This is a genomic window from Marinobacter sp. C7, assembly GCF_022343555.1.
In the GTDB taxonomy this organism is placed as follows: domain Bacteria; phylum Pseudomonadota; class Gammaproteobacteria; order Pseudomonadales; family Oleiphilaceae; genus Marinobacter.
Genome location: NZ_JAKQZH010000001.1, coordinates 1,512,707 through 1,527,817 on the forward strand (window position 1 = coordinate 1,512,707; position 15,111 = coordinate 1,527,817).

Sequence of the window (15,111 nt, forward strand, 5' to 3'; positions counted from 1 at the left end):
TGGTGAACGAGCTGTCTGGCCAGGAATCACGGATCCAGGCAGACAAGCACAGGCTGGAGGAACTCAGGGCCGCGAAGGGAAAGCTCGGTCGTGAAATTGCTGAGCTCAGAAAAGCCGGCCAGGATGTTGCTCGCCTTACCGAAGAAATCAGGAATCTCTCAGATCAGATCAAACAGATGCAGAAAGGCATCAAGAAACGACTGACTGCCGTAAGCGCCCCTGTTGAAGATATTTCACCTGGCGGAGTTCCCGAAATTCCATCTCCGGTTCTCGACAGGGTCGCGTCTGGTCCGGTTTTCATCCGTGAATGCTTCGATTCGGATCTGTTGAAGGAGTCAGTGGATGCCTACGTTGAAGCCCACCCCGCCGGTACAGTCTGGCACACGACCGCAGTGAATTCGTTTATTGCTGATATTTACGGGCATCAGACCCGTTACCTGTGTGCTCTGGATAATGATTCGCGGGTGGTGGGTGTGTTGCCCCTGGTGCAGCTAAAAAGTCGTCTGTTCGGTAATTTTGTGAGTTCGGTCCCTTACTTCAATTATGGAGGCGTGTTGGCGGACTCCACGACGGTTGCCAGAGAGTTGGTTGAAGAGGCCAACGCCTGGCGAATGAGCCTGGGAGCACGACACCTGGAGCTTCGTCACATTCAGGATGTCGGTATCGGTTTGCCCCAGCGCAGGGACAAGTACACGTTCTGGTTGCCATTACCCTCAGAGCCTTCGATCCTCTGGAAAAGCCTGGCTGCGAAAGTGCGGTCCCAGGCGCGGCGTGGCGAGAGGGCAATTGATGAGGTGGTGATCGGTGGTGTCGAATTGCTGGATGACTTCTACAGGGTCTTTGCACACAACATGCGGGACCTTGGGACGCCGGTCTGTAGCAAGAATTTCTTCCGGAACCTGTTCGAAACGCTCAGTGGCAGGGCATGGCTTGTGCTGGTCAGGTTGGACGGGCGAGCGGTTGGCGGTGCTTTTTTGACGGGTTTCCGCAATACGATGGAAATTCCCTGGGCGTCAACCCTGCGCAACCATAATGCGTCGGGAGCGAACATGGTGATGTACTGGAAGGTTCTGGAGTTTGCGATCCAGCGGAACTATTCCATTTTCGATTTTGGTCGCTGTTCAAAGGGGGGCGGCACCTGGCGGTTCAAACAGCAGTGGGGGGGAACGCCCGTTCCCCTTGCGTGGGACTACCTTCTTTCGAACGGTGGGTCATTGCCGCAATTGAACCCGGACAATCCCAGGTATCGTTTGTTGATAGCGATATGGAAGCATTTGCCAGTCTGGACCACCCGAATGATCGGACCAGGCATTGTCAGGAGTTTGCCTTGAGTAGTGTTTTTCAGACTCATGCATGGCAGGGAAGTTGGTGGGAAACCTACGGCGATACCGAAGGTTTCACACTTACCCAGGAGTGGGACGGCAAAACCTCCGGGCTTTATGAAGCTCGCTACACTCTCAAAGGCCTCCCGGTGCGGTCGATTCAGTTTGTTGGCACCGCTCATCGCACCATTTCCACTCCCAGAACTGAATACAACTGCTTTACTGGCCCGGAGGAATCTCCGGAATCGGTTTTTAGAGCGGTAAGCAATGCACTCAAATCGAAGAGTTGGACCGAGGCCGCATTATGCGATGTGAAGGTTGAGTCACCGGATTACAGAGCCCTGCAAAAACTGGCTGCCCAAGAGGGGTGGGTCTGGCGCTCTCTGAGCTCCGATTGCTCATACTCTGTTGATACCAGGGGTGAGTTCAGCCACTACCTGGCCTCACTAGGATCAAATTCCCGACTGAAATTATTCAACCGTCGAAAGATTCTGGAATCCTTGGGTCGGATTACTGTAGTCGATGCAGAATCGGCTGAGAGAGACCGTTTCTTGGAAAAATTGGACGAATTCCATCGCGCCCGCTGGGGAAGACCCTGTTTTGGTGGAGAAAAAGGCATGAAGTTTCAGAAGGCATTTCTGGAACGCCTTCCGGATGAGAGGGGAAAGCCGATGTTATCCGTCATGTCCTGGGAGGGTGAGCCGATATCGGTTCTTTACAACGTTTTGCACAATGGGCGGATCTACAACATACAGGGTGGATTCAAGCCTGATTTCCACAAGAAGCTGGCGTTGGGCACACTTCATCTTGGTTACTGTATTGAACAGGCTTTCACTGATGAACAGGTGCAGTGCTTTGACATGCTGGCGGGCACTGGCAAGAACGAAAACTATAAGTCACGCATTGCGAACCAGCACGAACAGGTTGAGTCGGTCATGTTAGTGCGTAGCCTGCCATTCAAACTTCTTTACCGTGTAAAAGGGTAGACACAGTGCCGGTGTAATGGAGAAGTCCAGCGAGGTTCAGCGAGCGGAGGAACCGCCGAGTATGAATGTGTTACACCTGATTGATACGACAGGCCCGGGAGGTGCTGAAACGGTATTTGTTGAGTTGATCTCCGGGCTTCATTCAGCTGGATACCAGCCTACGATCGTGCTTCGTGGTGAAGGGTGGGTAAGTGAAAGGATCCGGTCTCTGGGTTTTGAGCCCGTCATCATCGATTCAAAGGGCAGCTTTAATATCCGGTATCTGCTGGAGCTGGTTAAACTGATCCGCCAACGCGATATTTCCCTGATTCATGCGCATCTACTTGGCTCGAATGTTTACGGTGCTGCAGCGGCCCTGATTACGCAGAAACCGATGATTGCGACTTTTCATGGCAATGTCGACGTGGCCGCTGCAGAACGCTTCCTGAAAACCAAATTCAAAATTGTCGGTGCCGGCGCCAGTGCGATTGTCTGTGTTTCAGGGCAACTTCAGGACAGTCTGAATGCCCGCAGTGCCTTGCCGAAGCATAAGTTGCGGTTGATCTACAATGGGGTCGATCCATGCCGGTTTGGAATTTCTCGGGCAAGCTCTCTGAGGGAGGAGCTTGGCTTGCCCCCTGCGGCGAAAATCATACTTTCTATTGGCAATATTCGCCCGGCAAAGGGGTATCACAGGTTGGTTGAGGCAGCGGCAAAACTGGTACCTCAACGCAGAGATCACCATTTCGTGATAGTGGGGCATCAGCGTGCTGAGCTTTACGGTCAGCTGGTGAGCCAGATTAATGCAGCGGGACTTGCCGGCAATATCCATTTCCTGGGCTTTCGCGAGGATGTGGAGTCCTTGTTGGGCCAGGCGGATTTCTTCCTGCTGCCTTCGATTTCAGAAGGGTTCTCCATTTCAACCGTGGAAGCCATGATGTCGGGCGTTCCCGTGATCGCGACGCGAAGCGGAGGGCCTGAAGAGATTGTTAAAGATAACGAGACCGGAATCCTGGTCCAAGCGGACTCTTCTCAGGGGATTGTTGACGGGATAGAGCGACTGGAGTCGCAACAATTCACCCAACGGCTGGTTCAGTCAGCTAAGCGCCACGCCGTAGCAAATTTCTCCCGGCAGGCCATGCTTGAGGCCTACCAGACCCTCTACCAGGAGATGCTCCGACCCTGGATGCATTCTGACGAGGTTCAAACGCCCTGATTATTCTGGAGTGAATAAATGGCGGCATCGCTTACAGGACCCAAAAGGGCCTCCTCCAAACAAATTTTTATCAATCTGCTGACCCACTCCGGGCTGGACCGGGTCGCCCGTATGTTCTTCCCGCCGATTATTCCGGTTTTCCTGCTGCACCGCTTTGAGAAACCAGGCGTGAATGTTAGCGGACATGATCCGAATTTCGTTGACGAGGCCTTGACCCGGTTAAAGAAGAAGGGCTTTACGTTTATCTCACTTGATGAGGCCGTTCAGTTGAAGGTTGTAGAGCTGGAACGGTTCCGGAAACTTGTCGCGTTTACGATAGACGATGGATTCGCTGACCAGATCGAGATCGCTGCTCAGATATTTTCCGCACATTCGTGCCCTTTGACGTGTTTTGTCATCACGGACTTTCTTGATGGTTTGAGTTGGCCCTGGGACGCCAAGATATCCTGGATATGCAATAACGTCCAAATGCCATGTATGAATATAACGCTCGGAAAACATAAACTTGAATTGACTTTCCAGACGGATGAGGACTGTCGAACTTCGTCGCGAGTTTTGCGCACAATCATCAAGGCTTCGCTTCCCATGCAGGCCGAAACATTAGTAGAAAGCGTGATCGCTCAAGCGGGTGTGGAAGTCCCACGTTCAGCGCCAAGCGGGTACGAAGCAATTGAATGGAAAAGGGCCCGGGAATTGGAAAGTCCTCTTATTCAATATGGCGCACATAGCCGGACACATCAGTTATTGTCGAGTCTTAATGACGAAGAGTCCGAAGAGGAGATTGCTGGCTCCAGGCGTCGTCTCTTGGAGGAGGTTCTCAATCCAAGCAACGTATTCTGTTATCCGGTGGGGCGCTTTGTTGATTTTACAGAAAGGGAAAAGGCGCTAGCCCGAAAACATGGCTTCGTGGGGGCTGTCAGTGCCGAGCCTGGCTATTTCGTCAAGGGAAAAACGGCTCAGGATCTGTTTTCGCTTCCACGCTTCGGCTTTCCGAGTAATATGGCCGATTTGTTGCAATGCTGCACCTGGGTGGAGTACATGAAATCCAGAGTTTTCGGATAGTGCTTCACGGGATACCTCAGCGCTTTAAAAGCGTTTTAAAATACCTTTTTAGCTCAAACCAGAACGGTGCCATATCCCCAAATCTGTTCACTTCATGGCGGGTGCCCGCATGGGGAATGAAGAAGGCTACCAGGTTCATGAATTTTGAGGACAACGAATATTTGCTTAACGGGGCTTTCATGACCAGGTAAAGTCGATCTATGTCACCTAGAAGCCAGCGTAAGCGCTGTTTGTGATAAGTAGGCGGGATTAACTGATCTTCCATGCAGTGAGACTGGTAAAGCAGGTAGGGAAAGTCGGTTCCCGAATCAATCGCGAGTTGTAATGAGCCCCAAAAACGAGGATTCACTTCCATCAAGTAGGGAGTCCCATCTTTCGCTACCCGAAACTCAACCATGGCGACACCATTCCAATGGGCGTGGTCCAGGATAGATTTAGCAATGCTTTGCATACGGGGGGAAACCCGAGTTGATTCGCTAAGCACGCTCACTCCTCCTTCTGGGGGCTTTTCACGCAAACGCCGATGGGCAAAGAAACAGATGGCCTTTCCCTCCCGGTAAAGGGCAAAGATTCCCTGACCTTCCCCTTTGACAAACGACTGGATAGTAAACGGGTATGAAAAAAAGTCGTGCCTACTGAGGGCTGCTTCCACGGCTTCTCGTGTATGGGCAATAACCACATGGGTGGTTATGATCCGGTCAGGCAAAACGATCCTGGATCTAGAAGGTTTCAGAACCGCAGGAAAGCTACGAATTGAATCAACTGCCAACCGCCCGTCCTCCCGATCCTTGCACCAGACGGATTCGGGGAACGGGAGGTTGAGATCTTGTGCCAGATGAAAAAGCTGGTTCTTGTCTGCCAAGATCTCAAAATCACTGGAATCCGGAAACGGTAGGATGCAGTGATTCGGTAGAAGGTGTCGATGCGCCAGAATGATATAGGTAGTCGCCTCGGATATTGGCAGTAAAAACGTGACCGAATGCGTACTAACGTAATTTTGAATATCCTCCATGAAATGATCGGGGGTCTCAAATGGGTCACGGTATTGCATTCGTCGAGCGCAAGCGCCGGAACTTCCCGCGAGAGACTGACTGGTAGCTTCGCCTACGCTTACCATCAATCCCCGCTTTCCGAGTGACCGGGTAGCCGCGAGTGAGGCTCGCTGATTACCATCAAGTATCAGAATGTGTGGGGTCATGCTCGATTGCACTCCTTTGCTGTGTCCGAGCGGGTGGACAAAGGCTTATAAGCCATTGGCGAACTCCGTCTATATCTCAAATCACAGTATTGATTCTAGGCAATCAAACGGAAAAGGCTAATTCAAATAGAAAATAACAGTATCAAGGAAACTGAGATGGAAGCTCTTGCGGATTCTTCAATGACGAAACATCTCGAACATAAATACGGATCTAAAAAGGGGATGCTTCGATTTTTGACTTATCAGGCTGTGATGAATCTGGGTCTCTATCGTCAGTTCCGGGTTGGAAATCTCGATCAAGACCAAAGACTGGTATTTGTTTGCATGGGTAATATATGTCGAAGCCCTCTTGCGGAGGTTTACGCAAGAAAATTAGGGAGGGTGGCTGCGTCATGCGGTATAGAATGCGAAAGCGGGTATCCGGCAGATGACAGGGCGATCAAGTTTGCCAGAAGACTTGAGCTCAATCTGGAAAACCATCGGACCAAGAATGTGCGAGACTTTGAGTTCGCTGAAAATGACATAATTATTGGCATGGAGCCGAGACACCTAAGATTAATAAAAGAATTGAATATAAATGTATCAAGACTTGGATTGATAGGTTGTTGGCATCCGCAGAGTATCGCATATATTCATGACCCTTTTAATTGTTCTATACAGTACTTTAATAGATGTGAGTCAATTATTATCGACTCTGTCAAGGGAATGATTTGTGAAAGTTGAAAAAGAAGTCCCAATAGAATCATTTTATGGACTGAAGGTTAAGCCGATATTTCGCCATTTTTTAAGTGAAAGCTTTGCTTTCAAGATGGTTTGTGCGTACCTGTTTTTTGAGTATTATCGGCCTCAGTCCATATATAGTTGGCTGGATTTTATACCTTGGACGCAGTTGGCTGTAGTTGGTGCTATTTTGGGGTTTGTTTTTGGTAATGAAAGAAAGTGGGTGAGTTCGCCAATAAATAAGGGGTTAATTTTATGGTTCATTTTTATTTTGCTTTCAAGTTGGCATGCAATTGAACCCGACGTTTCATTTTCAGTACTTAAGAATTCATACTCTTGGATAATAATATATTTCATAATCGTAAATATTGTTAATACCCGAAGAAGATTTTTGATATTTATTTTTATATTTTTGTTAACCAGTTTCAAGCTGTCGTTTTCACTTGCCCTAACATGGGCGGGAAGAGGATTTAGCTTTACCACTTGGGGGTTGATGGGGCCTCCAGGATTTTTTCAGAATTCAGGTGAATTGGCGATACAAATGATTGTTTTCTGGCCAATTGCTTGGGCGATTGCCAAGTCTTTCAGAAATCACCTGCCAAAATGGAAGTATTATATCCTGACAGCAATGCCTGTTACCGCAATGATGGTTGTTCTCGGTTCCAGCTCTCGCGGTGGACAGTTGGCGTTGATTTTCCAAATCCTTTTCAAAAACCTCAAGTTCGTCCTTAGATTAAAGGTTATTGCTTCAGTGCTATTGGTAGGCGCTTCTATCTGGTATCTTCTTCCGCCAGAACAAAAAATGAGATTTGAGAACATTGGTCAGGATGTATCTTCCAAACAGAGGATATTATACTGGGAAAATGGCTTTAAAATGATGCAATCCCACCCGTGGTTGGGCGTCGGTTATTATAATTACATTCCCTATTATGAAAAATATTATCCGGAGGATATGCTTTATTCAAGAGCAGAGCTTCCTCATAATATTTTTATTCAGGTTGGAGCCGACCTTGGTTATCCTGCTCTCGTACTTTACTTGTCGATGATTATTTATGTATACCTGAAAACGAAAGCTCTCAAAAAAAGTTTGAGGTCTCAGGGCAAGGATCCGCTCTTCGTGAACATTTTAGATGGGCTTAACATCTCTTTGGTTGGTTTCGTTGTCGCTGGGCAGTTTGTGTCCGTAGTCTACTACCCGTTTTTGTGGATTCATTTTGCGATCTTTGTTTCCTGCGAAAATATAATTATAAAAGAGATGGTTGCTGGTGAAGAAAGAGCCCGAAAAGCTGTCCGGTTTGCGGGTGCTCACGGAGTAGAGGCCTGCGACAGGCTTCAGAGGCCTGAGCCTTGAGGCAGGAAAATTGGTGTTTAGCTTAGCTGTAGAATTGCTCAATAACCGGTTGCCTCTGAGCTTGTTCTTTTTCCAGGATATCACTTTTCAGTTCAGACGCTTCGCACTTTAGACGACTTATGTTCTGTTGCATGTTTTCGATTTCCTGAGCGATAGACTCCGTTGTCGGGTCACAGAAAAGCGCACCTTTCGTAAAATACTCCCTTTGTGCTGGCGTATCTGTCAGAATAATCGGTTTTTCGGCCGCAATGCTTTCGTAAGCGCCGCACACCATGCAGTCGTTACGCTTGGTCAAATCTATGCAAAAGTCTGATGAAAAAAGGTGATGTTGAAAGGAATCCTCGTCCACGAATCCAAGCAGAGTTACATTTTCCGGAATGACCTGAGGAAGGAGCGTCTGTACTTTCCGGTAATTCCCGGTAAAGAAAAAATCGATTTCACCCGTAAAACGAGATGAAGCATTCAGTATTTCCGAAAAAGGCTCATCGTCACTCCAGGAGGTGATACACAGAGCCTTGAGACGATTATTCGGGTGAAATGGTTCTTGGGAGGTGTTCTTAAGTGTTGGCAGTGGATCAGGCAAAACTATTGGGTTTCCACCCAGGGCCTTAACATGGCGTGCCAGATCAGAGTTCGTTACTATCACGGCGTCCGCCTTTCGAATTATGTAATTGTTTACTCTTTGCAGCAGGTTTCCTTCGACTCCCGTCCCATATACTCCAGAGTTGTGGGCGTCGATAATGACTTTGCATTTTCTGAAACGTTTGATTACCAAAACAAGTAACGACAATACAACCGAAGGATTTTGTGCGATCAGATAGTTGGGTCGATAGCCTCTGACAGCTCCTAGCGTCCTCCAGGTACTCTTAAAATAACGAACAAGTCGCGGTGAGTTTTGTTCAATAATTTCAAGCAGGGGGGCGCCAACATAGGTGCTGGCAGACCTGTTTCGGGTCTGCCGCTCCCACGTAATCCATAGGGCATCGGTCCTTAATTCCTTTTGCATTCCGGACATCCGTGTTCAGAAAACTATTCGATCGAGAGGTCTGGTGCCGCAGGAGCACTCACGTCTCCAACTTGGGTAGCCATAGGGTTGCCTTGGGCGTCGCGATAAGGAGGCGTGTCCGAAGTGAGAACAATGTCATCGACGTACATATGCTGGGTCTTCGGAGCGCCACCATTCCAATAGGTGAACAGGTGGGCCCGGTCCGAGAGATCTGAGGCATTCCGAAGGGTTTTCGCTCCGGTAATCTCACGAAGTAGCTGGCCATTTTTCCATACTCTTACGATGGCATTTCCGCCACTATCGACCGGCACATCATCGAATTTGATATACATTTCGTAACTCTCCCATGTTCCTCGCTGGGGTTCATCCGAGGGGGCTCCGTAGGTGAACCACTGCTGTTGGCCTTCAAAAATGAATTTGTGAGGAATTGAGGAGGCTTCGGGATTGATGTACCAGTCGTTATAACCTACGTTCGAGCCACCACTGTTGTTAACGTGGACCCTGAGGAACTTCAGGTGGCTACCCTCGCCGGAAGAGTCGTAATTAAAACCGTCGGGAAAAAACGTGTTCACACTGAACCAGATCTCATCTCCTTTTCCCAGCTTCCGCGGAAAATCGATTACGCCTCCCCACTCACCGTACGCGGTGGAGCCTCCCGTGACTGTCAGTTTGGCAGCCTTGCTCCCTCTTAGCACCCTTTCATCTGTGATGTAGGAGCCGCCTGAGGCACCATCAAAGTCGGAGGCTGTTCCCTGTGCCTGGGAGCCCACTCGCCCATCTTCGAAGGTTAGATTTCTGGTCCAGGCAAAAGACGGAGTCGATATCGATGCCAGAAACGACAGGCCTAATGCTCCTAGGATTATTTTGGATGGTTTCATAACGTTGATCTCCAAGGAATATGTTAAAGGAGATTAAATTGATAAGTTTCGCATTGGCACTCACCAGCGGTTCTTTGATTATAGTCGATGGTACTTATTGGGGCGCAAGCAATTTCAGCATTTGTTTTCAAATTGTAAGGTTGTAACTAGCTGATGTGTTTATAACTAACTATTTCATAAGCGAAAAAAGTAATAAGAAAAGTTAATGATTTTCATTTTTCGAGCCTCAATCTCAGTAGCATCACTAATGCCAGCTTTTAAGTAGACTGTTCAGTTTTCCTCTTCCCTTGAAAAAAATATTAATGACTATCGATCTTGGTGTTGAGTAAATAAATATTGTAAATATGTTTAGAGAAGATCCGATAATTGAATAGAAAAGTGCATCCAGCGGAAGGATATTACTGTCGGAGCTTACTAGATATATGAAGTAGAACGAAATAAAAAGCTGAATTATAAAGGCAAATATTGGTAGGTGCATATCAAAAAATCGTTTTGCAAAATGGAACGTGATAGAAAATTCAAAAATAGTTCCAAGCATGAATGCCTGGGCAGCTCCAACATAACTGAAACTCGGAATAAGGACTATGTAAAGCAGAGTTATAACCGTAGCAGTCAGGAAGGTATTTCTTGTTACCCATCCTGTGTTTTCCGTGAGTAGGAAGCTAAAATTATTGTAGTAAGTCAGGCTTTGGAAAACCGCGGCAAATGCTAGATAGGGAATGGCTTTAACGGCGGAATGGAACGAATCGTCGGACATGAACTCGAGCACGGGCTTAGATAAGATGCTCAAACCCATGGCGGAGCACACAAGGATCGTCGATACAAAAAGAAAAACATTTCGGAAAGTGGGCATACAGTCAGGTTGCTGTGCGATTTTGAATCTCTCTGTTTGCCAATATTGAGAGAAGGGAAACCAGATGAGCATGGAAATGACTGCTCCGAATTTTGCTGCGAGCTCAAAAAGACCGACCGCATCCAGATCTGAAAATAATTGGATAAAAAATCTATTGGAAGATCCTATATATAGACCTGCAATGCCAGATACCCATAATGGCCACGAGAATCGGAATAGCTTTCTAAATATGGCGGAGTTAAAGGAAAGCCCGGTTTTTGATAATGTATAATATGTCAGGAAGGAAGCAATAAGGATTGATGATGCCATCGCGCTGATTGCGATCCCCAATAGCCCGAGTTCCAATATGACGACGGTGATGATGTTGAGACTGAGTTGGACTCCCAACTTTATGAGGTTTAAAGATATAAAGGTCCAGGGTTTCTTCAAAATCCTTATATAGGTAAATGCATAATTCTCTAATGCATGAGTAAGAATAAGCACTGAGAACATAGCGACATAGAGTGAGTATTCAGCGCTTCCAAATAGAATAAAGGAGGCTCCATCGCGGAATACTGTCAAGGCCAAAGCAGACAGGCCGCTGAATAGAAAAGTGGCAATAAGGGCTGTCGACACGACTTTTTTTTGGCGAATTTCTGACCTTTCCTCAAAATAGTATTTCGGAACTGCTTGGAACATATGGCCGCCAAACATTATCTCGATAAGGCTTACCAAAAATATCAAAAGACCAACGACACCATAATCTGCTGGCGTCAGGTAATGCGTGTACACTGGCAGCATAATGAAGCTGACCAGATGCCGTGAGATATTCCCCAGAGCATAAATGAGAGAATGTCCGATGATTTGTTTCCCCTGAGCCATTATGCTGTCCTCAGGAGAGTTCGATTGAAGTCGAGATACGGGGTGATCATGGGAGGTTTCCGATCAGGTCTCCGGTCTTTTGAGTCGGGCGTGGGTGCGGATTATTGATTCAATAGCCTCAACTTGCTGTACTCGAGAGTAGCCCTTCAAAACCCTTTCCCGCCCCTTTTTTCCTATGACAGCGGCAGTGTCGGGATCATCGAGGAGTTGACGTATTTTCCGGGCGCATTCATCAATATTGCCAGGTTCGAATGTTACACCTGCGCCATCATGGACGGTCTCTCTCAGGCCCGGCAGATCAGATACCAGAAGTGGCAATTCAGCTGCAGACATCTCCAGTGATGACATTGGAAAGGAGTCCCAGCCAGTGGAAGCGATCAGTCCAAGGCTGCATCCGGACAGCAGGCTTGGTATGTCACTCCGATAACCTCCAAATGTGACATGGTTGCGTGCAGGGTGCTCACCAAGTAATTCGAGATAAGGTTGCTCCTGTCCATGGCGGTTACCGAGAATGACAAAGTGGGCTTTTTGGTAGCCCTGGTCAATGAGGTGCATCGCCGTTCTTACCAGAACCCCAACACCTTTTCTGGGCTCCATATGCCCTGAGAAGAAAACAATTTTACGGTCTTTTGGTATGTTGAAGCTTTCATGGCAGTAAAACCTTTGATTCGGGTTTCTAAAGAAAACGTCAGTATCGATACCGGTTCTGACGATCGAGGTTTTCGCAATTGGAATGCCACGACCGTGTACGGCAGTTTTGCGCATGCCCTCAGATTGGAAGATGTAATGGTCTGGCCCCCAAGGACTGAGTCGGGCATCTACGCGCTTGAGTAAGAGCTTGAATCCTTTGTTCAAAGAGCTCATCGGGGCTCCCCAATACGACACAAAGGTGGTTACACCGCCTTTTCTCAGGTATCGGTAGAGAGGTCTTCGGACGGGTTGATCAAAGCCGAAAACGATAGATATCCGGTTTTGCTCAATGTAACGCTGAATCGGTAAAAGTCGGCCGGGGGTGTTCCAGCTGTTATCAATCTGGATGATATTGACTAATTCTTGGGGTAGGGAGGGCGTCATGCCGCGACTGAGATCCCGGTAGGCAAAATGAACTTTGGAGTAATTCCCAGCGAGATTGAGCGCTGCCCGCAGAAATGTGTGTTCATGTGATGAGGCAGCAAACCCTGGATTAGATTCACAGTGGAACAGAACCAGGATTGATGGCGTATGATCAAGCTCAGTTGGCACGAGGCTTTCCCATTGTTCGGCGTCAGCCATGACTTGAACTTTCATTCCTGACTTTTCCTTCCATAGTTGGAATCGTTGAAATTGTCTGTCGCGTCGACTTTTGAATCGCTTATATTTGGGAGGAACGACCAATAGTAATCCAGAGTTTCTCTTGCCTGCCTTTCGGACGTGAGGGCCTCTTGAATTGGCTGCCTGGGTTTATCAGTATCATCTTTGGCTAACAACGCATTTAGATACAGCTCAGGTCGATTGGATGGGATCAGGCATACATTGTGTTGGCCACGCAGTTCGTGAAGCCCTCCGACGTCATGAACCAATAAACGTGTCCCCAGGGCAAGCGCCTCAAGTGCTACCATCGGCATGCCCTCGTGGTCCGAGCACATCACTATCGCGTCGAGGGCTCGAATACATGAAGGAATATCATCGCGGTGGCCATGGAACGTCAGATTGTTTTGGATAAGTTTTTGTCCAGCCAAGGCTTCCAAGCTTCGTCTCTCCGGTCCGTCTCCAATGATATGAAAATGGATATCGGTGTTTTGCGCGCTTGCTAGTCTTGCCAATTCAATAAACACGTCGATTCTTTTCACCGGGACCAACCTGCCGATGATTCCAACATGGTCACCCTTGGGTAAATCTATCCTGAGGTCGGCTTTTTTTACCCGGTCAATCAATAACTGGGCATCTACGCCGTTATAAATGCGTTTGATCGATTGAGGAGGGTAAGTTGTTCCCAGTTGATTCTTTAAGTCCTCAGATACAGCAATGATTCCGCTCGTGGCGTACTTTCCGAAAAGTTGATCAAGGTAACGGATAATCTCACTTCTGAGATTGCGCCCGGACTCTGGGAGTCCATGCACGGTCCGGATCAAGGGTTGGTGGAGAGTCGTCTGGTTAGCGATAGTGGCAAGGATGTTTTCTTTTTGACGATGAGTGTGAATTACATCGGGCCTGATTATCTGCAATATCTTTCGTAAATCCCGAAGAATTCGAAATGGCCCTCTCTGGTATTCGTCGAGAACGGTTACGGGAATGGATTCGGCCTTCAGTTGTCTCTCCAGTTCTCCATGATTAAGGAGTACTGCATAAACCGAACATTTGTGCGCAAGCGCTCTGAGAAGATGGTAGGTGCTGTTCTCGGCGCCGGCCCACAGGTCTCCTGAAGCGACATGTAAGACCCGCAATGGAGCGGCTAGTCCGGATGCTGTTTCGAGGGCGCCGTGGCTTCTCATAGGAGACCTCGAGCGATACTGGAGAAGAAACGCGAAGGGCTATGGCTGTTGCCATCATGCAGGTTGATTCGTTTCAGGCTATATGGGTCGGAACTCGCATGGTTCCACCCGCGGGAGGTGGTACATGCCCCGGCATAGTGTTGCCTGACAAGGCGCTCTGCACCTTCACATTGACTGCCATTCGGATAACAGAATATCGGAGAATAAGGAATACCAAGGTTGAGTACGTCCTGAATGCATCCGACTACTTCCTCAGATAACGGATGTCCGGCTTTTTCCAGAAGATCTAGCCGGTAATGGTTTCGGGTGTGCGTGCCGTATCTCACGAGGTTCGAGTCACCCATGGCCCTGAGTTCGTCGGCATTCAGAATGTTCCGTTTTCTAGCTTCTGTCCCTGACTCCTGCTGCCGGCCATTCTGTACAGACAGTGCGGCATAGATCTGGCTGTCGGGCAGAGCTTTCAGCTTCTCGACCACCTCATCGGCTTCTTGTGGCGTGAGCGCCCGGGAGGCGATCGGGTAATTCTTGACATAGGGTTTGAGCAAGTCCGATAAGGGATCGTCCTGACCAACGGTGCCGGACGTTAGTCTCTCCAAAATCTGTTCGGGCCAAAACCTGTCCCGGGTGCCGATAAATGCGGTAGCAAGAAAGATTGTGGCGGGGACTTCGTGTCGACGTAATACGGGGTAAGCATAGTCAAAATTGTCTTTCCAGCCGTCATCAAACGTAACTGCCACGGCAAGACCTTCAGGACGGAGTTCCGGAGAGTCCAGCCAGTCGTCGAGATGGATGAAGGTTGCCTGTAACCGCTTAAGTAGCAGGATATGCTGATCGAGGATTTCAGGACTCAGGACCATCCCTGGTTGCTCTGAGGAGCGCTCGGGGTGATCTGTTGGCAATACGCGATGATAGGTGAGAATCAGCAGTGTGGGTTTCTGCAAATATCGAATGTGTGCCCACCCATACGCAGCCAGCAGAACATGGGCCGCGGATTTCACACCGACTGCTAAAGCGGGCATACGGCTTCACCCTCCTTGGGCCTGCTTATCATTGGCCACAAACTCCATGGGCCATCTCTGAAACGTCCTTCTCCGGCATCATCCGTTTCCGTATTTATGACACCGAAATCGCCTATTTATTGTAGAACATTTTACCAAAAACACCGTCTATACTGGATAAAATAATATCGTCTACGCAGCTTCACATGG

Annotated in this window: 13 protein-coding genes; 6 read left to right on the plus strand and 7 right to left on the minus strand. The window is 48.4% G+C overall.

All coding sequences use genetic code 11. The features are described 5' to 3' along the window. The first annotated feature begins 2 nt into the window (after positions 1-2). From MD273_RS06970 to MD273_RS06985, 4 genes are all read left to right on the plus strand, one after another. The gene (locus MD273_RS06970; RefSeq protein ID WP_239037019.1) at positions 3-1,331 is read left to right on the plus strand and encodes a FemAB family XrtA/PEP-CTERM system-associated protein; all 1,329 of its coding nucleotides are present in this window, start codon (positions 3-5) and stop codon (positions 1,329-1,331) included. Beyond that, positions 1,328-2,308 carry a GNAT family N-acetyltransferase gene (locus tag MD273_RS06975; protein WP_239037020.1) on the plus strand — a complete coding sequence of 327 codons (981 nt, stop codon included), beginning with the start codon at positions 1,328-1,330 and terminating at the stop codon, positions 2,306-2,308. The genes MD273_RS06970 and MD273_RS06975 overlap by 4 nt, the downstream gene beginning before the upstream one ends. A gap of 61 nt (positions 2,309-2,369) precedes the next feature. Then, positions 2,370-3,503, plus strand: a complete 1,134-nt coding sequence (locus tag MD273_RS06980) for a glycosyltransferase family 4 protein (protein ID WP_239037021.1) — start codon at positions 2,370-2,372, stop codon at positions 3,501-3,503. Positions 3,504-3,521: 18 nt separating this feature from the next. After that, entirely contained in the window at positions 3,522-4,565 is a 1,044-nt protein-coding gene (locus MD273_RS06985; RefSeq protein ID WP_239037022.1) for a polysaccharide deacetylase family protein, read from the plus strand. Positions 4,566-4,581: 16 nt separating this feature from the next. Here the strand turns inward: MD273_RS06985 and MD273_RS06990 are convergent, their stop codons facing one another. After that, positions 4,582-5,577, minus strand: coding sequence for a carboxylate--amine ligase (locus MD273_RS06990; RefSeq protein WP_239037023.1), 996 nt, complete (start codon positions 5,575-5,577; stop codon positions 4,582-4,584). 342 nt (positions 5,578-5,919) lie between these two features. Between MD273_RS06990 and MD273_RS06995 the strand changes: the two genes are divergently transcribed. Continuing rightward, complete coding sequence (locus tag MD273_RS06995) at positions 5,920-6,486, plus strand: arsenate-mycothiol transferase ArsC (protein WP_239037024.1); 567 nt, start codon at positions 5,920-5,922, stop codon at positions 6,484-6,486. After that, positions 6,476-7,834, plus strand: a complete 1,359-nt coding sequence (locus tag MD273_RS19140; RefSeq protein WP_239037025.1) for an O-antigen ligase family protein — start codon at positions 6,476-6,478, stop codon at positions 7,832-7,834. Before MD273_RS06995 ends, MD273_RS19140 begins: the two co-directional genes overlap by 11 nt. A gap of 22 nt (positions 7,835-7,856) precedes the next feature. Here the strand turns inward: MD273_RS19140 and MD273_RS07005 are convergent, their stop codons facing one another. The 6 genes from MD273_RS07005 to MD273_RS07030 form a co-directional block, all read right to left on the minus strand. Further along, positions 7,857-8,840 carry a glycosyltransferase gene (locus MD273_RS07005; RefSeq protein WP_239037026.1) on the minus strand — a complete coding sequence of 328 codons (984 nt, stop codon included), beginning with the start codon at positions 8,838-8,840 and terminating at the stop codon, positions 7,857-7,859. Positions 8,841-8,863: 23 nt separating this feature from the next. Further along, the gene (locus MD273_RS07010) at positions 8,864-9,718 is read right to left on the minus strand and encodes a polysaccharide lyase (protein WP_239037027.1); all 855 of its coding nucleotides are present in this window, start codon (positions 9,716-9,718) and stop codon (positions 8,864-8,866) included. 244 nt (positions 9,719-9,962) lie between these two features. Next, a complete protein-coding gene (locus MD273_RS07015) occupies positions 9,963-11,432 on the minus strand; it encodes a lipopolysaccharide biosynthesis protein (protein ID WP_239037028.1) in 1,470 nt (489 codons plus the stop codon). 63 nt (positions 11,433-11,495) lie between these two features. After that, a complete protein-coding gene (locus tag MD273_RS07020; protein WP_239037029.1) occupies positions 11,496-12,719 on the minus strand; it encodes a glycosyltransferase family 4 protein in 1,224 nt (407 codons plus the stop codon). Next, a complete protein-coding gene (locus MD273_RS07025) occupies positions 12,716-13,903 on the minus strand; it encodes a glycosyltransferase (RefSeq protein ID WP_239037030.1) in 1,188 nt (395 codons plus the stop codon). Before MD273_RS07025 ends, MD273_RS07020 begins: the two co-directional genes overlap by 4 nt. After that, complete coding sequence (locus tag MD273_RS07030) at positions 13,900-14,922, minus strand: polysaccharide deacetylase family protein (protein WP_239037031.1); 1,023 nt, start codon at positions 14,920-14,922, stop codon at positions 13,900-13,902. Before MD273_RS07030 ends, MD273_RS07025 begins: the two co-directional genes overlap by 4 nt. Positions 14,923-15,111: the final 189 nt, after the last annotated feature.